This is a genomic window from Kitasatospora sp. NPDC006697, assembly GCF_042869935.1.
GTDB lineage: Bacteria > Actinomycetota > Actinomycetes > Streptomycetales > Streptomycetaceae > Kitasatospora.
This window is the reverse complement of sequence record NZ_JBIAGU010000045.1, coordinates 48,113-69,121: the sequence shown is the minus strand read 5'-3', so window position 1 is coordinate 69,121 and position 21,009 is coordinate 48,113. Positions and strand designations below refer to the sequence as shown.

The 21,009-nt window shown below is 74.2% G+C and carries 15 protein-coding genes; 8 read left to right on the top strand and 7 right to left on the bottom strand.

Features of this window, described 5'->3' with window-relative positions:
• Positions 1–417 precede the first annotated feature (417 nt).
• Entirely contained in the window at positions 418–1,983 is a 1,566-nt protein-coding gene (locus ACFYNO_RS38550; RefSeq protein WP_388022737.1) for an alpha-L-arabinofuranosidase B, read from the top strand.
• Between the two features lie 171 nt (positions 1,984–2,154).
• On the opposite strand, the gene ACFYNO_RS38545 is transcribed toward ACFYNO_RS38550, so the two are convergent.
• The 3 genes from ACFYNO_RS38545 to ACFYNO_RS38535 form a co-directional block, all read right to left on the bottom strand.
• Positions 2,155–2,841: a GPP34 family phosphoprotein gene (locus tag ACFYNO_RS38545; protein ID WP_388022735.1), complete on the bottom strand. Its 687-nt coding sequence runs from the start codon at positions 2,839–2,841 to the stop codon at positions 2,155–2,157.
• A 407-nt stretch (positions 2,842–3,248) separates the two neighbouring features.
• Positions 3,249–4,910 (bottom strand): phosphoenolpyruvate--protein phosphotransferase, encoded by a 1,662-nt coding sequence (gene ptsP, locus ACFYNO_RS38540; protein ID WP_388022734.1) that lies wholly within the window; start codon positions 4,908–4,910, stop codon positions 3,249–3,251.
• The gene (locus tag ACFYNO_RS38535; protein ID WP_388022732.1) at positions 4,907–5,179 is read right to left on the bottom strand and encodes an HPr family phosphocarrier protein; all 273 of its coding nucleotides are present in this window, start codon (positions 5,177–5,179) and stop codon (positions 4,907–4,909) included. The genes ptsP and ACFYNO_RS38535 overlap by 4 nt, the downstream gene beginning before the upstream one ends.
• A gap of 303 nt (positions 5,180–5,482) precedes the next feature.
• Between ACFYNO_RS38535 and ACFYNO_RS38530 the strand changes: the two genes are divergently transcribed.
• The 3 genes from ACFYNO_RS38530 to ACFYNO_RS38520 all read left to right on the top strand — a co-directional run bounded on the left by ACFYNO_RS38530 (position 5,483) and on the right by ACFYNO_RS38520 (position 9,267).
• Positions 5,483–6,244 (top strand): DeoR/GlpR family DNA-binding transcription regulator, encoded by a 762-nt coding sequence (locus ACFYNO_RS38530; RefSeq protein ID WP_388022730.1) that lies wholly within the window; start codon positions 5,483–5,485, stop codon positions 6,242–6,244.
• Positions 6,241–7,188, top strand: a complete 948-nt coding sequence (gene pfkB / locus ACFYNO_RS38525; protein ID WP_388022727.1) for a 1-phosphofructokinase — start codon at positions 6,241–6,243, stop codon at positions 7,186–7,188. The genes ACFYNO_RS38530 and pfkB overlap by 4 nt, the downstream gene beginning before the upstream one ends.
• Before the next feature lie 84 nt (positions 7,189–7,272).
• Entirely contained in the window at positions 7,273–9,267 is a 1,995-nt protein-coding gene (locus ACFYNO_RS38520) for a fructose-specific PTS transporter subunit EIIC (protein WP_388022724.1), read from the top strand.
• Between the two features lie 196 nt (positions 9,268–9,463).
• Here the strand turns inward: ACFYNO_RS38520 and ACFYNO_RS38515 are convergent, their stop codons facing one another.
• Entirely contained in the window at positions 9,464–10,942 is a 1,479-nt protein-coding gene (locus ACFYNO_RS38515; protein ID WP_388022722.1) for an RICIN domain-containing protein, read from the bottom strand.
• Positions 10,943–11,315: 373 nt separating this feature from the next.
• Between ACFYNO_RS38515 and ACFYNO_RS38510 the strand changes: the two genes are divergently transcribed.
• Complete coding sequence (locus ACFYNO_RS38510; protein WP_388022720.1) at positions 11,316–12,467, top strand: ROK family protein; 1,152 nt, start codon at positions 11,316–11,318, stop codon at positions 12,465–12,467.
• A 90-nt stretch (positions 12,468–12,557) separates the two neighbouring features.
• Complete coding sequence (locus tag ACFYNO_RS38505) at positions 12,558–13,229, top strand: FadR/GntR family transcriptional regulator (RefSeq protein ID WP_388022718.1); 672 nt, start codon at positions 12,558–12,560, stop codon at positions 13,227–13,229.
• A gap of 186 nt (positions 13,230–13,415) precedes the next feature.
• Here ACFYNO_RS38505 and ACFYNO_RS38500 read toward each other — a convergent pair whose 3' ends face one another.
• Complete coding sequence (locus tag ACFYNO_RS38500) at positions 13,416–14,423, bottom strand: LacI family DNA-binding transcriptional regulator (protein ID WP_388022716.1); 1,008 nt, start codon at positions 14,421–14,423, stop codon at positions 13,416–13,418.
• Positions 14,424–14,730: 307 nt separating this feature from the next.
• On the opposite strand from ACFYNO_RS38500, the gene ACFYNO_RS38495 reads away from it, so the two are divergent.
• The gene (locus tag ACFYNO_RS38495; protein WP_388022715.1) at positions 14,731–17,166 is read left to right on the top strand and encodes a SpoIIE family protein phosphatase; all 2,436 of its coding nucleotides are present in this window, start codon (positions 14,731–14,733) and stop codon (positions 17,164–17,166) included.
• Here the strand turns inward: ACFYNO_RS38495 and ACFYNO_RS38490 are convergent.
• Positions 17,090–17,938: a substrate-binding domain-containing protein gene (locus ACFYNO_RS38490; RefSeq protein WP_388022713.1), complete on the bottom strand. Its 849-nt coding sequence runs from the start codon at positions 17,936–17,938 to the stop codon at positions 17,090–17,092. The two genes, ACFYNO_RS38495 and ACFYNO_RS38490, sit on opposite strands and share 77 nt — an antisense overlap.
• Before the next feature lie 195 nt (positions 17,939–18,133).
• Between ACFYNO_RS38490 and ACFYNO_RS38485 the strand changes: the two genes are divergently transcribed.
• Positions 18,134–19,945, top strand: coding sequence for an RICIN domain-containing protein (locus tag ACFYNO_RS38485; RefSeq protein WP_388022711.1), 1,812 nt, complete (start codon positions 18,134–18,136; stop codon positions 19,943–19,945).
• A 10-nt stretch (positions 19,946–19,955) separates the two neighbouring features.
• On the opposite strand, the gene ACFYNO_RS38480 is transcribed toward ACFYNO_RS38485, so the two are convergent.
• Positions 19,956–21,005 carry a sugar ABC transporter substrate-binding protein gene (locus ACFYNO_RS38480; protein ID WP_388022740.1) on the bottom strand — a complete coding sequence of 350 codons (1,050 nt, stop codon included), beginning with the start codon at positions 21,003–21,005 and terminating at the stop codon, positions 19,956–19,958.
• Positions 21,006–21,009 lie beyond the last annotated feature (4 nt).

Below are 21,009 nucleotides of genomic sequence, written 5' to 3'. Positions count from 1 at the left end.
CGCACCGACGGCCCCGGCCACACCGCCGCCTTCCACCTGCACCGCGAAGGCGACCGGCTGCGAGTGACCACCGACAGCCCACACCCCTGGCAACTGCGCATCGGCGGCCCGAACGGCACCCTGCACAGCAGCCCGGCGGGCACGGCGGAGGCCGAGTTCCGCTACGAGGGCTGACACCGCTGCCCCGGGGCCAGCGCCCCGGGGCAGCGTCGTGTCACCCGGCCGAGAACGGTCGGTGGATCCGCGTCTCGTGGCTGCCTTCGAACGCCGTCCTGCTGCACGAGTCTTGACCGGTCCGCGGCGGCTGCTTGATAGTGATGGGCGCAGCGGGATTGTTAGCGTTAACAACAGGCGCCCGCCCGGTGCCGGATTCCTCGAACGCTCACCTCACACCCCCACCCGGTGAAGGAGTTCTTCGTGATCAAGCCCCTGTGGGTCAGCCGCGTGAAACGCGCCCTCCTCTCGGCGGGCACCACCGCCGTGCTCGCCGCCGGCCTGCTCACCGCCACCGCCACCACCTCGCAGGCCGCCACCCAGGGCCCGTGCGACCTCTACGCCGCCGGCGGCACGCCGTGCGTGGCCGCGCACTCCACCACCCGTGCGCTGTACGGCTCCTACGGCGGCCCGCTGTACCAGGTGAAGCGCGCCTCCGACGGCGCGACCAAGGACATCGGCCTGCTGGGCACCGGCGGGTACGCCAACGCGGCGGCGCAGGACGCGTTCTGCGCGAGCACCAGCTGCGTGATCACGGAGATCTACGACCAGTCCGGCAAGGGCAATCACCTCACCCAGGCGCTCAAGGGCTACTGGCCCGGGCCGGCCGCGGGCGGCAACGACAACCTGGCCAACGCCGTGGAGGCCCCGATCACGGTGGCGGGCCACCAGGCGTACGGCGTCTACATCGCCCCCGGCACCGGCTACCGCAACAACCACACCAACGGCATCGCCACCGGCGACCAGCCGGAGGGCATGTACGCGGTGCTGGACGGCACCCACTACAACGGCGGCTGCTGCTTCGACTACGGCAACGCCGAGACCAGCGGCGACGACACCGGCAACGGCCACATGGAGGCCGTCTACTTCGGCAACAGCCGCTCCTGGGGCTTCGGCACGGGCAACGGGCCGTGGGTGATGGCCGACCAGGAGAACGGCCTCTTCTCCGGCGTGAACGCCGGCTACAATGCCAACGACCCGAGCGTCAACGACCGCTTCCTGACCGCGATGGTCAAGGGCGGGCCGAACCAGTGGGCGATCCGCTCGGGCAACGCGCAGTCCGGCGGCCTGGCTACCGACTACAACGGCGTGCGGCCCAATGTGTCGGGCTACAACCCGATGCACAAGGAGGGCGCGATCATCCTCGGCATCGGCGGCGACAACAGCAACGGCGCGGCCGGCACCTTCTACGAAGGCGTGATGACCTCCGGCTACCCGAGCGACGCCACCGAGAACGCCGTCCAGGCCAACATCGCGGCGGCCGGCTACCACAGCGGATCCACCAGCACCGGAAGCCTCACCCCGGGATCCCGGATCTCGCTGAGGGCTACCACTGCCTGCTGCACCGGTGACTACATCCGCCACGACGACGCTGACGACAAGGTCGTCATCTCGTCTGTCAGTTCCGCCAGTTCGGCCACCGACAAGGCCGACGCCAGCTGGATCGTCCGGACCGGCCTGGCCAACAGCTCCTGCCTGACCTTCGAGTCCGCGAACGAGCCGGGGCTCTTCCTGCGGCACTACGCCTTCCAGCTCCACCTGAGCGCCGACGACGGCGGGAGCAACTTCGCACAGGACGCCACCTTCTGCCCGACCGCGGGCAACAGCGGCACCGGCACCTCGTTCCGGTCCGTCAACTACCCGACGAAGTACCTGCGCCACTACGACTACACGGTGTACGTGGCCGGTGACGGCGGTTCCAACGCCTGGGACTCCACGTCCTCGTGGGCGCAGGACACCAGCTGGCTCGTCGCATCCCCCTGGGGCTGACGTCTGATTGTGCCCAGCGGTGAGCACAGCGGCCCTGCGCCATCGCGGGGGCGCTGTGCTCGGGTGCTCAACGGGGCCGCTGTGCCCAGTACTTGGCGACCCTTTTCGCTCTCCGGCAGCAAGGTCCGCCGCGAGTACATCAACCGGGCGGCCGTTGCCCAAGCCGGCGGTTCACAGTCCGTTGTCCACAGACCGGCCGAGATCCCAGGCACGCTGGACGTCGGGGTCGAGTGGGTAGTCGCTGCTGCTCTGCGGCTCGCGTACACGTCGCGCCGCGTCGCGGGTGGCGAACAGCGCCACCCGTTCCGCCTTCGCGGCGCCGGTGATGCGGTCGCCGCCTTCCGCGTCGAGGTTTCCGACGGTAGCAGCCAGGCGGCGGCGCAGGTCCTTGCGGGTGATGGCGGCGAGGTGCACCAGCGCGGCGAACGTCGGGTCGGCGGGCGCGTCCGAGTCCAGTTGGAGCAGCAGGTCCCTGCGGCTGCTGGTGGCCGTCAGCTGTGAACGGCGGTCCCCGAACAGCCCGAACCGCCGTCGCCCGCGCGGCTCGACCTCTCCCGCCTCGTGCAGGTCGCCCAGGTAACGGCCGCGCAGTCCGAGCGCCCTGCGGTGCAGCCAGGGGCTCAGCAGGTGGGGTTCGGAGAACGGGCGCAGGGTGGCGAGCGCGACGTCGAGCTGCGTGCTTCCGACGGGCGTCTCATCAAGGATGATCACGCGGCCGCGTTGGACGGCGATCCGCTCGGCCCTGGCCAGGCTTACGAGTTCGGCGCCGGCCAGCGCGAGGTCCAGACGCTCCCCGCCGCGCAGCGCGCCGGACCGTCCGTCGAATGCCACCAGTGCCACGCCCCGGGCCAGGTTCATGGCATCACGCTAGAGCGGGGCCGCCCCGCTGGGAAGTCCCGACCGGAAGCTTCTGACGGAACCGCATGACGGGTGTGGCCGAACCGAAAGACCGGCCCTGGCCGTCGACTCCGGCCAGTGCATGCTCGACCCGGACCACAGGAGCAAGAGGCAGCACGCGTTTCCCCGCGCCCGCGTCCCCGGCCTCCGGGCGGGGCTTGGCCGCCGCGTACTGGGCAGGAGGCCCGGCCTTCTCCCGTTACGGAGGGCCGGTCACCGCGGCATGATCGCCCGGAGCGTCCGCGGCTGACGCGGCAGCACCAATGAGCCTACAATGCAAGGGAGTTCACCGCGGCAGGTGCCACACCCCGGGTTCGCTGCCCATGAAGAGCTGCGGGTCGGGGACCCCCCATGTCCCTTGGCCGCCCTCACCCCGCCGCGCCGACCGCCCCCCGCACCAGCGCCCGCGCCGTGGCCGCGTCGGGTGCGCTGAGGGCGAGCCCGGCAAGGTCGCCGCACTCCTGGAGGGTGTGGGCCGCGAGGGCGGCCCGTACCTCGGGGAGGCAGGAGGGGGCGGTGGACAGGCTGGTCACGCCCAGGCCGACCAGGACCAGGGCGAGCGCCGGGTCCGAGGCGGCCTCGCCGCAGACGCCGGCCGGCTTGCCGTGGGCGGCGGCCGCGCGGGCGGTGGTCGCGACGAGTTCGAGCAGGGCGGGCTGCCACGGGTCGAGCAGGTCGGCGAGGGCGCCCAGGGTGCGGTCGGCCGCGAAGGTGTACTGGGCGAGGTCGTTGGTGCCGATGCTGAGGAAGTCGCAGACCCCGGCCAGCCGGTCCGCGCGCAGGGCGGCGGCCGGGACCTCGACCATGGCGCCGGCCAGTGGCAGGCCGTGGGCGCGGACCCGGGCGGCGAACTGCTCCGCCTCGTGCGGGACGGAGACCATGGGCGCCATCACCCAGACCTCGGCGCCGCTGCTGGCGGCCGCGGCGGCGATCGCGGCGAGCTGGGTCTCCAGCAGCTGGGGGTCGCGGGCGGCCGTGCGCAGGCCGCGGATGCCGAGGGCCGGGTTCTCCTCGTCCGCCGCCGTCGCGAAGGGCAGCGGCTTGTCCGCTCCGGCGTCGAGGGTGCGGACCACCACCCGGCGGCCCGGGAAGGCGTCGAAGACCTGCCGGTAGGCGGCGGTCTGTTCGTCGAGGCCCGGTGCCTCGGCGCGGTCGAGGTAGAGGAACTCGGTGCGGAAGAGCCCGACGCCCTCGGCGTCGGCCGCGGCCGCGCCCGGCAGCTCGGTGAGCGCACCGAGGTTGACCAGCAGTCCGACCGGGTGGCCGTCAGCGGTGCGGCCCGGGCCGCGCACGGCGCGCACCCGCTCGCGGCGGAGCTGTTCGCGGGCCGCCGCCTCGCGTACCGCCTCGGCGGTCGGGTCGAGTTCGACCAGGCCCTCGGCGCCGTGCACCAGCACCGGCCGGCCGTCGCGGAGTTCCGCCGCGCCGGCGCAGCCGACCACGGCGGGCAGGCCGAGGGCCTTGGCCAGGATGGCGGTGTGGCTGGTCGGGCCGCCGCGCACGGTGACCAGGGCCAGCACCCGCGCCGGATCGAGCAGCGCGGTGTCGGCCGGGGCGAGGTCGTCGGCGACCAGGACGTACGGGTGGCCCGGATCGGGCAGCCCGGGCACGGGCAGGCCGAGCAGGCGGGCGATCGCCCGGTCGCACAGGTCGTCCAGGTCGGCAGCGCGCTCGGCGAAGTAGCCGCCGGCGGCGTGCAGGGCGTCGCGGAAGCCGTCGAAGGCCCCGGCGAGGGCGCGGGCACCGTCGCGGCCTTGGGCGACCAGCTCGGCCGCACGGTCCGCGAGGACGGGGTCGGCGGCCATCATCGACTGGGCCGTGAGCACGACGGCGGCCGGGCCGGCCGCGTCGGCCGCCCGCCGGGCGAGGTCGGCGACGACGCCGGCCAGGGCTTCGCGGACGGCCGCCGCCTCGGCCTCGGGGTCCGTGACGGCGGCCGGCGCGGGCAGCGCGGGCGGGGGAGCCATCCGGGCCACCGGGCCGGACGCGCTGCCGCCGCCAACGGGGATGCCGGTGAGCGGACCGTTCACCGTGCGGCGTCCAGGTCCTCGGTGAGCAGCTCGGCGAGCTCCGCCAGGGCCTGCTGCGCCTGCTCGCCCTCGGCGCTGAGCTCCAGGGTGTCGCCCGGGCCGGCGGCCAGGGCCAGCACCGAGAGCAGGCTGCGGGCGTCCACCGCGGGCTGGCCCGGCCGGCCGACGGTGACCTTGACCGGCTGGCGGGCGGCGGCCTGGACGAAGAGCGAGGCCGGGCGGGCGTGCAGTCCGTTCTGCGAGCCGACGGTGACCAGGAGCTGGGGCATGACGCTTCCTCAGGGTGGGTGGTGGAACCGGTGGGTGGTGGAGGGGCGGCAGCCCGCGCCGAGGGGTGGGGCCGGGCTGCCGCCGGGCCCGGTCCGCGGTCGGGGGCGGGAGCTGCGGCCGGGCGGCTTGTGGTTTCACCCCCGCTTTCGGGGTGTGCCGATTGGTTCTACGCCCGAATGTCGCCGGATGTCAACATAATCGGGCATCCCGAGTCGGCGGCCGGACCCTTGACTTTCGACCGCCAGGGCCTATGGTTCAGACTCAACCAGGCGTGAACAGACATGAAACGGACCTGATCCCACATGTACGCTACCGAGCGCCAGCAGCGCATCCTGCTTCTCACCCAGGAGCAGGGCCGGGTGGACGTGCCCTCCCTCGCCGAGGAGTTCGGCGTCACGCAGGAGACCGTCCGGCGCGACCTGAGCTCCCTCGACCGGGCCGGCCTGCTGCGCCGGGTGCACGGCGGCGCCGTGCCCGCCGGCGGACTCCACCTGGAGCCCGGGCTCGCGGAGCGCGACAGCACGGCGGCCGCCGAGAAGGAGCGGATCGCCCGTGCCGCACTGGAGCTGCTGCCCACCCAGGGCAGCATCCTGCTGGACGCCGGAACGACCGTCTCCCGGCTGGCCGCGCTGCTGCCGCCGGACAGCACCCTGACCGTCGTCACCAACGCCCTGCCGGTGGCGGCCCGGCTGGCCGACCACCCGAACCTGACCCTGCACCTGGTCGGCGGGCGGCTGCGGCACCGCACGCAGGCCGCCGTCGACGCCTGGGCGCTGCGCGACCTCGCCGACGTCCACGCCGACCTGGCGGTGATCGCCACCAACGGCTTCTCCCGCGAGGGCGGGCTGAGCACCCCGGACCTCGCCGAGGCGGCGGTCAAGCGGGCCATGGTGGCGGGCGCCCGCCGGGTGCTCCTGCTGGCGGACTCCGCCAAGTACGGCGTCCGGCACTTCGCCCGGTTCGCCGGGCTGGACCAGGTCGACGTGCTGGTCACGGACACCGGCCTGGACGAGGAGTCGGCCACCGAGATCGAGAATCAAGGACCGGAAGTCATCCGCGCATGATCGTCACCGTCACACCGAACCCGAGCCTCGACCGCACCTACGAACTCCCGGAACTGCGCCGGGGCGAGGTCAACCGGGCGGCCACCGACCGCGTCGACCCCGGCGGCAAGGGCGTCAACGTCGCCCTCGCACTCACCGCGGCCGGCCACCGGGCCGCCGCCGTGCTGCCGCTCGGCGGAACCTCCGGGCAGCTGCTCTCGGAACTGCTGCTCCGTCAGGGCATCGAGGTGGCCGCCGTGCCGGTGGGCGGCGCCACCCGGACCAACGTCTCGGTGGTGGAGGCCGGCGGCACGCTCACCAAGCTCAACGCGGCGGGCCCGGAACTCACCGCGCAGGAGTCGGCGGCCCTGCTGGCCGCCGTCCGCCTGGCCCCCGGAACCTACGACCGGGTGGACTGGCTGGCCTGCTGCGGCAGCCTGCCGCGCGGCGTCGGGCCCGAGTGGTACGCCGAACTGGTCGCCCAGGTGCACTCCGGCGGCGCCCGGATCGCGCTGGACACCTCCGGCCCCGCGCTGCTCGCCGCGCTGACGGCCCGCCCGGACGTGGTGAAGCCGAACCGCGAGGAACTGGCCGAGGCCGTCGGCCGGCCGCTTGCCACCATCGGCGACGCCGTCGACGCCGCGGGCGAGCTCCGCAAGCTCGGCGCGCAGCAGGTGCTGGCCAGCCTCGGCGCCGACGGGATGCTGCTGGTCGCGGAGGAGGGCAGCTGGTACGGCACCGCGCCCGTCGCCGCGGTGCGCAGCGATGTCGGAGCCGGCGACGCCTCGCTGGCCGGCTTCCTCGGCGCCGGCGGCAGCGGGCCGCGGGCGCTGGCAGCCGCGCTGGCGCACGGCGCCGCGGCCGTACAACTGCCGGGCAGCGTGATGCCGACCCCGGCCGATCTGGACCCGGCCGCGGTGACGGTGACGGCGGAGATCCCGCTGGACCGCCAGCTGCGCGGCTGAGACGTCCGGCCGTCACCGGCGGCCGGAGCACGACCCGGGGGCGGGCAGGCAACGAACAGAGATCCCAGTGAGGACCGAAGAACGATGAGCGACACCGGCAGACTGATCACCCCAGCGCTCGTGGACCTGTACCTCGCCCCCGACGACAAGTCCGAGGCGCTCCGGGCCCTGGCCCAGCGGCTGGTCGCCGAAGGCCGGGTCACCGACCTCGACGGCTTCCTCGCCGACATCGCCGCCCGTGAGGCGCAGGCGCCCACCGGCCTCGGCGACGGCATCGGCATCCCGCACTGCCGGTCCGCCCACGTCACCCGGCCCAGCCTGGCCTTCGGCCGCAGCACCCGCGGCCTGGACTTCGACGCGCCCGACGGGCGTCCGGCCGACCTGGTCTTCATGATCGCGGCCCCGGACGGGGCGGACGACGCGCACCTGCGGATCCTCGCCTCGCTGGCGCGGCGGCTGATGGACCCCCGGTTCACCGGCGCGCTGCGGGAGGCCACCGACCCGGGCACGGTCGCGGCGCTGGTCAACCAGGAGGAGGGCGCGGAAGAGAAGGCCGCGGAGGCGGAGGCGGCTCCGGCACCCGGTTCGCCGACCGGCGCCCCGGCACCCGATGCGCTCCGCCTGGTCGCCGTCACCTCCTGCCCGACCGGCATCGCGCACACCTACATGGCCGCCAAGGCGCTGGAACAGGCGGCGGCGCGGGCCGGTGCGGTGATCCAGGTGGAGACCCAGGGGTCGGCGGGCGCGACCCCGCTGGACCCGGCGGTGATCGCCGCCGCCGACGCGGTGATCTTCGCCCACGACGTCGAGATCAGGGACCGGGCCCGGTTCGCGGGCAAGCCGACGGTGGACGCGGGCGTCAAGGCCGGCGTGAACCGGCCCGACGAGCTCGTCGCCGAGGCGGCCGCACTGGCCCGGACCGGCGCCGGGGCCGCCCGCACCGCGCCCGCCGCCGCAGCGGCGGCGGCGCCTGCCACGAAGGACCAGCACTGGGGCACCCGGCTGCGCCAGTACCTGATGACCGGGGTCAGCTACATGATCCCGTTCGTCGCGGCGGGCGGTCTGCTGATCGCGCTGAGCTTCGCCATCGGCGGCTACCGGATCGCCTTCGCGCCGTCGGTGCTCGGCCACTTCGACTGGGCCTCCCGGCAGAGCTGGGCGGCGATGCTCTTCCAGACGGGCAAGGCGGCCTTCGGCTTCCTGGTGCCGATCCTGTCCGGCTACATCGCCTACGCGATCGCCGACCGGGCCGCACTGGCGGCCGGCATCGTCGGCGGCGCGATCTCGGCGGCGGTCGGCGCGGGCTTTCTCGGCGGCCTGGTCTCCGGCCTGCTCGCCGGGTTCCTGGTGCTCTGGATGGTGCGCTGGCGGGTCCCCCGGGCGATCGCGGGCATCATGCCGGTGGTGGTGATCCCGCTGCTGTCGGTCGCCGCGGTCGGCTTCCTGATGTTCGTGGTCGTCGGTTCCCCCATCGCCTCCGCGATGCGCGGCCTGACCAGCTGGCTGAACGGCCTCTCCGGCAGCAACGCGATCCTGCTCGGCGTGCTGCTGGGCGCGATGATGGCCTTCGACATGGGCGGTCCGCTGAACAAGGTGGCCTACACCTTCGCGGCCGGTGCGCTCACCACCGCCGGCACGGCCCCGGACGCGGGCAGCCTCAAGGTGATGGCGGCCGTGATGGCGGCCGGCATGACCCCGCCGCTGGGCCTGGCCCTGGCCACCACCGTGCGGGGCCGGCTCTTCACCCGCGAGGAGCGCGAGAACGGCAAGGCGGCCTGGGTGCTCGGCGCCTCGTTCATCACCGAAGGGGCGATCCCGTTCGCCGCCGCCGACCCGCTGCGGGTGATCCCCTCCGGCATGCTGGGCAGCATGGTCGCGGGCGGCCTCTCGATGGCCCTCGGCTCCACCCTGCGCGCCCCGCACGGCGGCATATGGGTGCTGCCCCTGGTCGGCAGCCCGGTCGGGTACGTGGTCGCCGTCGCGGCGGGCACGGCGGCCACGGCCGGACTGGTGGTCCTGCTCAAGGGCCTGCGCAAGCCCGCTGCGGCGGAGGCCGTGCCGGAGCTCACCGCGGGCTGAGCCGACGGTCCGTCCGAGGGACCCGGCTGTCGGGCGAGCAGGTGGTTCCCGGGGGGATCAAGCCGACTCCGTCCCCGTGTCCCCGACGGCGAGCCCGACCGCTGCCCCGGTCCCGCTGCCCGACACCGGCGGCCGCGGCGACGTCACGGCAGCCCCCGGGCACCCGGCCCGGGGGCTGCCGTGCGGTGAGCGGGTCTCAGCCGACCTGCCACTCCTGGTTGCTGCCGCCGTTGCCGGCCCACAGGCCGAGGGCGGTGCCCTGGGTGGCGGAGTAGCCGGGGACGTCGATCACCAGCCCGCTCGCCAGGTTCCGCACCACGAAGGTGGTGTTGGCCGGCGAGGTGTAGTCGCCGGCCTGGTCGAAGAGCCACCGCTGGGTGGTGCTCGCGGCGCCGCAGGTGGACTGGACCAGCCGGCTGCCCGAGGTGTCCAGGCACTTGCCGCTGCCGTCGTTCACCACCTGGTAGGTGAGGCCGGCCACCTGGCGGAGGGTCCAGCGCTGGTTGCTGCCGCCGGTGGCGGCCCATTGGATCACCGGGTTGCCGTCGTTCGGCGAGTTGTTGCTGTCGTCCATCAGCAGGCTGTCGGCCGAGCTGGTGAGGGTGTGGCTGCCGGCCGGCGGCAGCGAGGAGGTCGCGCTCCAGGTGCCGGCGGCGGTGTCCAGGGACCAGGAGTCGAGCCAGCCGACGTTCAGGGTGGTGCCGGAGGCGGTGATCGGCAGCCAGATCAGCGGGGAGGTGCCGAGGCTGGAGGTGTCCCAGCGGTCCCCGGCGTAGAGGTAGGAGGTGCCCGCGCTGCCGGTCACCGGGATGATGCCGGCGGTCTGGGAGTTGTAGGTGCTGGTCCCGGCGGTGGCGAAGCCGGTGAACGCCGACCAGGGGCCGGCCGGGGAGGGGGCGGTGGCGTACACGTTGTCATTCGTGGACCAGCCGCTCAGGTGCGAGCCCAGCAGGTAGTAGGTGCCGCCGATCCTGGCCATCGCCGGGGCCTCGTAGTCGGGCAGCAGAGCGACGGAGGAGCCGACGCTCAGGTAGTCGGCGGAGAGCCTGTCGATCCGCAGCCCGTTCGCCCGGTCCTCGCTGAGCAGGTAGGCGGTCCCGTCGGCCTCCTGGAAGAGGCTGAGGTCGCGGCTCTGGAAGCCGAGCGGCTGGAAGCTGCCCCGGTAGGTGTAGGGGCCGCACGGGGTGGAGCTGGTGGCGACCCCGACCTTGGCTTCCGAGTAGGCGGCGTTGTCGATGTGCACGTACATCACGTACGTCGCGGTGGCGGCGTTGTAGATGACCTTGGGGCGCTCGACGATGCGCTTGGGGCCGAGATCGCCGCCGGACTGCAGGGACAGCGCCCGGCCCTGGTACGTCCAGTGCTGCAGGTCGGTGGTGCTGTAGCAGGGGATGTCCTGGAAGGACGTGTCATTGGCGGTCTCGCCGGTCTTGTCCTCGCCGAAGCCGTACCAGGTCGAGCCGGCCTGGACGATGCCGAGGCCGTGGAGCTGGAGCGGGTTGCCGTTCTGGTCGTTCCAGCGGGCGCCCGGGGTGAACTGGCCGGTCGTCGCCCGGACCGTTCCGGTCGCCGCCTGTGCGGCGCCGGCCGAGAGGCCGGCGGCAGCGACCGCCGCGGCCAGGAGCACCGCCCGGAGGAGGGTGAGCAGCCGTGTGAATCGTCCGATGTTCGCCAATGCAGGTCCGTCCCTGTCTCTGTGGCGCATGGGTGGGGGAGGAGGAGGCCGATGACCACGGCTCGCGGATCGAACGCGTGAACGCCGTGTCGCGGGCGCCACCGTGTCGAGGTGTCAGCTGCCCGCCATATTTGTCATGGCCAATGACAAACTACTGGGCCGGGCCGTCCGAAGGAACCCCCGGAACACGGGAGGCTGCGAGCCGGAGCCCCTGGCGCGGGCCTGGCGCGCTCTTGAGATGATCGCGGAGAGCCTGCGTCGGGCGGGAGCGCCACGGGGCGCCCCGGCGCGGGACGGGCAGGAGGGCGGGCGCGCGGTGGCGGTCGGCGGAGTGGGCAGGAACCCGGAGGGCGGGCCGGCCTCGCAACAGGACATGCGCCGGCGGAACCTCGCCGTGGTCCTCGGCGCCGTCGCCGGGGGCGAGCTGTTCTCCCGGGCCGACGTGGCCGGGCTCACCGGGCTGACCAGGGCGGCGGTCTCCTCGCTGGTCGACGAGCTGATCGGCCGCGGCGCCCTGACCGAGGTGGAGACGGCGCCGAGCGGCCGGGTCGGCCGTCCCGGCCGGGCGCTTGCGCTGAGCGACCGGGGGCCGGCCGGTCTCGGTCTGGAGATCGGCGTCTCGCACCTGGCCGCCTGCGTGGCGGACCTGCGCGGCGAGCCCCGGCTCTGGCGGCGGGTGGAGCGGGCCAACGCGGGCCGGCCGGCCGGGCAGGTGCTGGCGGAGCTCGCCGAGCTGGGCGCCGAGGCCGAGGCAGCGGCCGCCGGGCTCGGACTGCGGGTCGAGGGCCGGGTGCTGGCGGTGCCCGGGGTGGTGCCGAAGGCGGCGCAGGGCCTGGTCGAGCACGCCCCCAACCTCGGCTGGCACGCCGTCCGGCCCGCCGAGCACTGGCCGCGGCCGCAGCAGGCGCCGGTTCCGGAGAACGAGGCCAACCTCGGTGCGCTGGCCGAGTACTGGCAGGCCGAACAGGGCGCCGAGACCATCGTGCACGTCTCCGCCGGGGCCGGGATCGGCGCCGCGCTGATCGTCGACGGGCAGCTGTTCCGCGGGGCCGGGGGATTCGCCGGGGAGCTCGGCCACATTCCCGTCCACCCCGACGGCGTGCCCTGCCCGTGCGGTTCGCGCGGCTGCCTGGAGCAGTACGCGGGCGAGGCGGCCGTGCTGCGCGAGGCCGGGCTGACGGCGGGCGGCGATCCGGTCGTCCTGCTCGCCGAGCGGGCGCGCGCCGCGGACCCGGCGGCGCTGCGGGCCCTGGAGCGGGCCGGCCGCGCCCTGGGCCTCGCGCTGGCCTCGGCGGTGAACCTCGTCGACCCCGACGGCCTGGTGCTGGGCGGCGCCTACGCCGAACTCGCCGAGTGGCTGCTGCCGGCGGTCCGGGCGGAGCTGGCCGCCCGGGTCACGGTCCGGCCCTGGCGGCCCGACACCCTGCGCAGCTCCGCGCTCGGGCGGCGCGGCGCGCTGCTCGGTGCCGCGCTGCTGACGGTCCGCCGGATCATCACGGACCCGACCCGGCTGCCGCTGGCCTGACCGGCCCGGCCATCCGCCACCCGACAGCCCGGTGAAGGGAGGCTGACGGCATAATGACCGGTCAGGCAGCTCAGCACTGGAGGCACTGACGTGGCCGTGACGGACGAGGCGATCGAGAAGATCAAGGTGATGATCCTCTCCGGCCGGCTCAAGCCCGGTGACCGGCTGCCCAAGGAGCCCGACCTGGCCGCCCAGCTGGGCCTCTCCCGCAACTCGCTCCGGGAGGCGGTGAAGGCGCTCTCCCTGCTCAACGTGCTCGACGTGCGCCAGGGCGATGGCACCTATGTGAGCAGCCTGGAGCCGGGGCTGCTGATGGAGGCGCTGACCTTCCTCCTCGACCTGCACCAGGACGGGTCGGTGGTGGAGCTCTTCCAGGTGCGGGCGCTGCTGGAGTCGGCCGCCGCCGGACTGGCCGCCCAGCGGGCGACCGAGGAGGAGCTGGCCCGGATGGCCGAGCTGCTGGACGGCCTCGGGCCGGACCCGACGGTCGAGGAGCTGGTGGCGAACGACCTCGAGTTCCACCAGCTGATCGCCCGGGCGAGCGGCAACACCGTGCTGGCCTCGCTGCTGGACTCGCTGGCCCAGCGCACCGCCCGGGCCCGGATCTGGCGCGGCGTGACGCAGGCCCAGGCGGTGGAGCGCACCATGGCCGAGCACCGCGGCCTGCTCGACGCACTGGCCGCGCACGACGTGGAGACCGCCAAGGCGCGCGCCACGGTGCACGTCAACGGCGTGCTGGAGTGGCTGCGCAAGGCGCTCTGAGGGCGGCCGGAGAAGGATCGGCGGCGGGCTCCGGGAACGACGCCACGGCCTCCTCACGGGGGAAGGCCGCCGGGATCCGGCAGCCGCGCCACCCAGGCTGGCTCGGCCGCCGTCGCGAGGCCGCCCACGGCAACTGAGGCACCGTCAGCGCCCCGGCGGGTCAGGGACGCTGGCGGACCGGCGGGTTCAGACGGTGGCGGGCGGGGCGGCGGTGCTGCTCCGCTCCACCAGGGTGGTCGCCAGCTCCACCCGCAGGGTGCTGGGCTGCGCCCCCCGGGCCAGGTCGAGCACCATCCGGGTGGCCACCTCGGCCATCTCGGTGAGCGGCTGGCGCACGGTGGTGAGCGGCGGCCCGACCCAGCGGGCCAGCGGCAGGTCGTCGAAGCCGACCACGCTCAGGTCGTCGGGGATCCGCAGGCCCAGCTCGCGGGCCGCCTGGTAGAGCCCGAGCGCCTGGAGGTCGTTGCCGGTGAAGACGGCGGTCGGGCGGTCCGGTGCGCGCAGCAGCTCCAGACCGGCGCGGTAGCCGGCCTCGTGGTGGAAGTCGCCGTCCCGCACCAGGGCCGGGTCGAACGGCAGGCCGGCGGTCTCCAGGGCCGCCCGGTAGCCGTCCACCCGGGCGCGGCTGCACATCATCCGGGCCGGGCCGGCGATCACGCCGATCCGGCGGTGGCCCAGGTCCAGCAGGTGCCGGGTGGCGGCCAGGCCGCCGTTCCAGTTGGTGGCGCCGACCGCCGGCACCTCCAGGCCCGGGTCGCCGGCCGGATCCACCATCGCGAACGGGATGCCACGGCTGTTCAGCTGCTCGCGCTGGGCCGCGTCGAGGCCGGAGAGCACCAGCACCACGCCGGTGGGGCGGCGGGCCAGCACGCCGTCCACCCAGGACTGGCCCAGGCTGAGCCGGCCGGAGGACTCGGAGAGCACCACCCAGAGCCCCTCCTGGCGGACCACGTTCTCCACCCCCCGGATGACCTCCATCGCCCAGGGGCTCTCCAGCTCGTGGAAGACCAGCTCCAGCAGCGGCGCCGCATGACCGGCGCCGCGCCGCTGGTAGCCGTGCTGGCGCAGCAGCTCCTCGACCCGCTCCCGGGTGGCGGGCGCGACGTCGGCGCGGCCGTTCAGCACCTTCGAAACTGTCGGGGTCGAGACGCCCGCCTCGCGGGCTATCTCCGCCAGGGTCGCCGTTCCGGTCACCGCTGCCTCCCCCTCGGTCCCTGCCTGCGCCTTCGCACTCCCCGAACGTGTCACGGGACGGATGGTAGCCCCTGACCGGCATCCGTGGACAGCAGTGCGAACCTCTGGTCGAGCCCTGGGGCGCCTGGGGTGCGGAACACGCCCCTCCGGCAAGCTTCGGAAATGCCTTCGAAACAATCGAGGTGCCGGCCGGCGCGGCCGGGGCGGCGCGCTGATCCGGCCCGATCCGCCGCCGCCGTCCTACGCTGGAGACCGGGCGCCGGATGCGGTTCCGGCACGCTCGGCGGTCCGGACGGAGGCATCGCTCGTGGAGACGTTCGGTGGACGGGACGCGCCCACGGCGGTCATCGCGGTGGACCCGGACGGCACGGTCAGCGGCTGGAGCGAGGGCGCTTGCCACCTGCTCGGACGGACGGCGGCGGAGACCGTCGGACGCCCGGCCGCGGAGCTGCTGGTGGATCCCCCGGCGGGGTTCCCGGAGAGCTGCGGCACCGGCACCGACCCCGCGGGTCCGGTGGCCTTCCGCCACCCGGACGGTTCCACGCTGGACGCCGTGGTGACGGTGCACCCGCTGCACGGCACCGACGGGCAGCTCCTCGGCCGGGTGGTGACCGCGCAGCGCTGGGACCGCCGCCCGGTGATCGCCGACCGCGCCTTCGAGCAGTGCCCCTTCGCGCTCGGGGTCTATGACCCGGAGCTGCGCTTCCTCTGGATGAACGCCGTGGCCGGCGACGTGATCGCGCACTCGGAGGAGCAGGTGCTCGGTGAGAAGTACCGCGAGCTCTTCCCGGAGCTGGAGGGCCTCGCCTACACCAACCAGCTCTCCGAGGTGGCCAGGACCGGCGAGCCCGCGCGGCTCATCACCGTCTTCCGCCCCCGCGGCAGCGACTACGCCAACGCCTGGGCCACCAGCATGTGGCCGGTCCGGGACGCCGAGGGGCGGATCCGCGCGGTCGCCAACTGGGGCTTCGACATGAGCGCCGAGTACTGGGCCCGCCAGCGGCTGCTCATCCTCAAGGAGGCCGGCAGCGGCATCGGACGGACCCTCGACGTGGTCAGCACCGCCGGGGAGCTGGCCGGGGCGGCCGTGCCGGGCTTCGTGGACCTGGTCACCGTCGACCTCTTCGAGGAGGTGCTGCGCGGCGAGGAGCCGCCCTCCGCCACGAGCTTCGCCGCCGGCGGCACCGTCGTGCTCCGGCGGGCCGGCCGGAGCGGGGCTGAGCAGGAGGAGGACCGGGCCGCCGAACCCCCGCCACCGGTGCACTACTCCCCGAACTCCCTGGTGGTCCGGTGCATGGCGGCCGGCCGGTCGACGGTGCAGCTCGCGGCCGAACCCGGCCCGGGCGGGGAGTGGGGCTTCGGCCCGGGTCTCGCCGCCGACCCGGCGCACTGGCCGCCGGGCAATCCGGTGATCGACGGAACCCTCGGCGCGGTCGGGCAGACCGGCCGGATCATCGTGCCGCTGCTGGCGCGCGGGGCCCTGCTCGGCGTGGTGACCTTCGCCCGCGGGGACCGGCCCGAGGCCTTCACCGCCGACGACCTGATCCTCGCCGAGGAACTGGCCGCCAAGGCGGCCGTCGCCATCGACAACGCCCGCCGCTACACCCGCGAGCACACCACCGCGCTGACCCTGCAGCGCAGCCTGCTGCCCCAGCGGCTGCCCGGCCACCAGGCGGTCGAGGCGGCCACCCGCTACCTGCCGGCCGCCGCCGGGGCGGGCGTCGGCGGCGACTGGTACGACATCATCCCGCTCTCCGGGGCCCGGGTTGCCCTGGTCGTCGGCGACGTGGTCGGGCACGGGCTGCACGCCTCGGCCAGCATGGGCCGGCTGCGCACGGCGGTCCGGACCCTGGCCGACGTGGACCTGCCGCCGGACGAGCTGCTGACCCACCTGGACGACCTGGTCCTGCGGCTCTCCAGCCTCCGGCCGGAGGAGGACGGATCGGCCGGCGAGTCCGGCGCCACCTGCCTCTACACCGTCTACGACCCGGTCTCCCGCCGCTGCACGCTGGCCAGCGCGGGCCACCCGCTGCCGCTGGTCATCGCCCCGGACGGCACCAGCCTCCCGGTGCCCGCCCGCCACGGGCCGCCGCTCGGCATCGGCGGGCTGCCGTTCGAGGCGACCGAGCTCGAACTGCCCGAGGGCAGCCTGCTCGCCCTCTACACCGACGGCCTGGTGGAGAGCCGGGAACGCGACGTGGACCAGGGCGTCGCGGAGCTGCGCCGGGTGCTGGCCGGGCCGTCCTCCTCGCCGGAGGCGCCGTGCGACCTGGAAGCGCTGTGCGACACGGCGTTGGAGGCCATGCTCCCCGTCGACCGCACCGACGACGCCGCGCTGCTGCTCGCCCGCACCCGGGCCCTGGACCCCCAGCACGTGGCCTCCTGCGACATCGAGCCGGACACCTCGCAGGTGGCCGAGGCGCGGCGGTTCGCCGCCGAGCGGCTGCGCGCCTGGGGCCTGGAGGAGGCGGAGTTCGTCACCGAACTGGTCGTCAGCGAGCTGGTCACCAACGCCATCAAGTACGGCCGGCCGCCGATCAGGCTGCGGCTGATCCGCGACCTGGAGCTGATCTGCGAGGTCTCCGACGCCAGCGACACCAGCCCGCGCCTGCGCCGGGCGCGGGACGTCGACGAGGGCGGCCGCGGCCTGATGCTGGTCGCCCAGCTCAGCAAGGCCTGGGGCACCCGGCACGGCACCAACGGCAAGACGATCTGGTGCGCGCAGACCCTCGGCCCGGAGTAGTCAGCGCTCGGCCGGCTCCGCGCGGCGGGGAGCCGGGGCGGTGCTGGCCCGCAGGGAGACCGGCGGGGCGGGCAGGAGGTGGCGCGGCGATCCGCTCCACCAGCAGCTCGACGGCCCGGGCGCCCATCTGCTGGGCCGGGACGTCCGCGGCGGTGAGCGGCGGGCGGAAGTCCTCGGCCCACCGCCGGGCGGCGACGCCGGCGAACGAGAAGCCGCCGGGCACGGGCAGGCCCGCCTCCGCCAGGGCGTGCTGGATGCCGGGCAGGGCGGCCTCGTCGAGGGTGACGGCGGCGGTCACCTCGGGGTGTTCGGCGCGGATGCGCCGGACCACGGCGTGGCCGGCGGCAGCGTCGTCGCCGCACGGGTAGGCGAAGCCCGCGAGGCCGCGTTCGGCGACCGCGGCGGCGAAGCCCTCGGCGGCGCGCAGTCCGGGCCCGTAGCCGGCGGCGACCAGCTCGGGGGAGCGGTTGATCAGGGCGAGGGCGCGGTGCCCGAGGTCGGCCAGGTGGTGTACGCAGCCGGCGATGAGGGCGGCGTAGTCGACGTCGATCCAGGGCATCCGGTGGTCACCGGCGGTGTGGCCGATGCCGACGAACGGCAGGTCCTCGCGCAGCAGCCGGAGGGCGCGCGCCGCGGCGTCGGGCTTGTAGTCCAGCTCGTCGATGACCCGCTGGATGCGCCGCCTGGTGGCCTCGGAGACCGGCCGCTTGCCGCTCAGCGCGTACGAGACGGTGCTGCGGGACACGCCGGCGCGGCGCGCGATCTCCCCCATGTCATCGTGCTCCCGATGCCGGATGTCGCGGCTGATCGAATCGGTTCGATACCCCTAGCCATCCGGCAGCCCGGCTAAACCCCGACTCCTGTCAGAGCTCTTGACGACCCCGTACCGCTCTCCCTACCGTCCTGTCGAACCGGTTCGCCGAACCGGTTCGATGAGCTCGCGCTCCCCACCCGGAGGAGAACCGCCGTGCACCTCACCAGAAGGGCCGGGGCGCTGCTGTGCGCCCTGACCGCCGCCCTCGCGGCCCCGCTCACCGCCACCCCCGCGCACGCCGCCGACACCTCGGTGACCGTCGACTTCGCCACCGCCGGTGGCGCCCCCACCTACCACGCCTCCGGCACCCTCTACGGGATGAGCCCGGACGGCTCCCTGCCGCAGGACCACTTCTACACCGACATCAAGTGGCACCTGGAGCGGGCCGGCGGCGCCCAGCTCAACAGCGGCGGCTACGCCACCAGCCTGGCCGACTACCAGACCCGCTGGAACGCCACCCTCGCCCAGTACAAGCGCACCGCCGCCCTCGGCGGCACCTTCGTCCTGCTCCCGCACGACCTGTGGGGCGCCGACGGCACCACCAACCAGGGCTTCCCCGGCGACAACGGCGACTGGACCCAGTTCGACGCCTTCGTCAGCCGGCTCTTCTCCGACGTCAGGGCCAACGGCATGACGGTGGAGTGGGACCTGTGGAACGAGCCGGACGGCAGTGGCTTCTGGGCCCGGTCGCAGACCCAGTACCTGCAGATGTGGTCGCGGTTCTACGCCGACGTGCGGTCGGCCTTCCCCGGCCAGCTCATCGTCGGGCCGAGCAGCGCGAGCCAGCCGGCCTCCGGCAACTCCTGGTGGAACACCTACCTGAGCTACGTCAAGGCCAACGGCGTCGCCCCGGACATCTACAGCTGGCACGACGAACCCGCCGACCCCGTCCCCGGTACCGCGAGCGCGGACTCCACCCTCGCCGCCCACGGACTCGCCAACACCCGTCCGTACCAGATCAACGAGTACGGCGCCTACTCCCAGCAGAACCCCGGCGGCGCGGCCTGGTACATCGGCCGGCTGGAGCGGTCCGGTGCCGACGGGCTGCGCGGCAACTGGGCCTCGGGCACCGGCCTGCACGACTACGAGGCCAACCTGCTGACCCGGAACAGCGCGGGACAGTACCTGCCGCGCGGCGAGTGGTTCATGTACCGCTACTACGGTGCGCAGACCGGAAACATCGTCAACCTCGTTCCCGGCAACGGCATCGACGGCCTCGCCACCAAGGACGACACGGCGGGCAACGCCAAGGTCCTGCTGGGCTCCAACGGCAACACCGGCAACGTCACCGTCAACCTCACCGGGCTGAACACCACCTCCGTGGTGCAGAACGGGCGGGTCCGCGCCGTGGTGCAGCGGGTGCCCGACGGGGCGGCGGTGGACGGCCCGGTCACCGTCTCCGACAGCACGCTGTCCGTCGGCAACAACGCCGTCTCGGTGACCGTCCCCTACACCAACGCCAAGGACGGCTACACGGTCACGCTGCTCCCGCCCGCCGACACCACCGTCGCCACGGTCGCGGTCAGCGAGAACAGCGGGCAGTGCCTGGACGACACCAACGTCTCCGCCAGCCCCGGCACCCAGTACCAGCAGTACTCCTGCGAGGGCGGGTACCAGCAGATGCTCGACCTGAAGCCGGTGGCCGGCGCGGCCGACACCTACACCGTGGTGAACGAGCACAGCGGTCTCTGCCTCGATGTCTCCGGCGCCTCCACCGCCGACGGCGCGGCGGTGATCCAGTGGAGCTGCAACGGGCGGACCAACCAGGAGTTCACCCTCCGTCCGGTCAGCGCCCTCGGCAACGGGCAGGACTACCAGCTGGTCGCCGCCCACAGCGGCAAGTGCGTCGACGTCACCGGCGTCTCCACCGCGCCGGGTGCCCTGGTCCACCAGTGGACCTGTGACACCGGCAGCACCCTCGGCACCAAGACCAACCAGGTCTGGCGGCTGCTCGGGAAGGGCTGACGGCCCGGCCTCAGCCCGTGAGCTGGTTGGCCCAGAGGCCGGGGTCGTCCACGTTGGCCTTGGTGACCAGGGGGGAGGGCAGCTGGTCCTCCAGGCCGTTGGGCAGGGCGATGACGGTGGAGCCGTGGTCGGTCGGGCCGGGCTTGAGGACCGTGCCGGCCGCCGCGGCCTGGGCGTAGGCGAGGGCGTACTTGGCGTACTGGTCGGCCGGCTGGCTGATCGTCGCGTCGATCGAGCCCTTGCGGATCGCGTCGAGCTCGGCGGGCGTGCCGTCGTCGGCGACGACGGTGATGTGGCCGGCCTGGCCGGCGGGCTTGAGCACGCCCTTCTGCTGGAACAGGTTCAGCACGGGCTGCAGGAAGGCGCCGCCGGACTCCAGGTAGACGGCGTTCAGGTCCGGGGTGGCCGCCAGGGCGTCGCCCAGCTTCGCGGCGGCCACGTCGGGCTTCCAGTCGGTGGGCAGCTGGTACAGCTGGATGCCGGGGAACTCGGTGTGCAGGCAGTGGGCGAAGGCGGTGGACCGGTCGTAGCCGTTGATCGAGTCCTGGGCGCCCTGCAGGTCGGCGACCTTGCCCTTGCCGCCGAGCTGCTTGCCCAGGTACTCGCAGGCGCTGGTGCCCATGGCGCGGTTGTCGGCCCGCACCACCATGTAGACCTCGCCGCTCTCGGGCACGGTGTCCACGCTGATCGCGTGGATCCGCTTGGCCAGCAGCTCGTCCAGCACCGTCTCGGTCGTGGTGGTGTTCTGCGGGGCGAGCACGACGGCGCTGGGCCGCTGGGCGGCGAGCGACCTGACGTTGGCGGCGAACCTGCCGTCGTCACCGTCGGACTGGGTGATGGGCAGGACGTCGAGGTGGCCGGCGGTGATGTCCTGCCGGAGGAACTTGGCGTACGCCTGCCAGAACGCCGTGTCGGTGCGCGGGATGTCGATGCCGATGCCCGCTAATGGCGCGGCGGGTTGGCTGGGGGAGCTGCTGTCCGGTGCGCAGCCGGCCAGGGTGCCGGTGAGCAGCAGGATGCTGCCGCCGATCGCCGTGGCGGGCCCGGTGGTGGGTCTGATCACT

Bases quoted from the DNA above. Each gene is read 5' to 3' on its own strand.
- ACFYNO_RS38545 (WP_388022735.1), bottom strand. From the start codon at position 2,841: ATGAACCTGGCCCGGGGCGTGGCACTGGTGGCATTCGACGGACGGTCC.
- ACFYNO_RS38535 (WP_388022732.1), bottom strand. From the start codon at position 5,179: ATGCCCCAGCTCCTGGTCACCGTCGGCTCGCAGAACGGACTGCACGCC.
- ACFYNO_RS38530 (WP_388022730.1), top strand. From the start codon at position 5,483: ATGTACGCTACCGAGCGCCAGCAGCGCATCCTGCTTCTCACCCAGGAG.
- pfkB (WP_388022727.1), top strand. From the start codon at position 6,241: ATGATCGTCACCGTCACACCGAACCCGAGCCTCGACCGCACCTACGAA.
- ACFYNO_RS38520 (WP_388022724.1), top strand. From the start codon at position 7,273: ATGAGCGACACCGGCAGACTGATCACCCCAGCGCTCGTGGACCTGTAC.
- ACFYNO_RS38510 (WP_388022720.1), top strand. From the start codon at position 11,316: ATGCGCCGGCGGAACCTCGCCGTGGTCCTCGGCGCCGTCGCCGGGGGC.
- ACFYNO_RS38490 (WP_388022713.1), bottom strand. From the start codon at position 17,938: ATGGGGGAGATCGCGCGCCGCGCCGGCGTGTCCCGCAGCACCGTCTCG.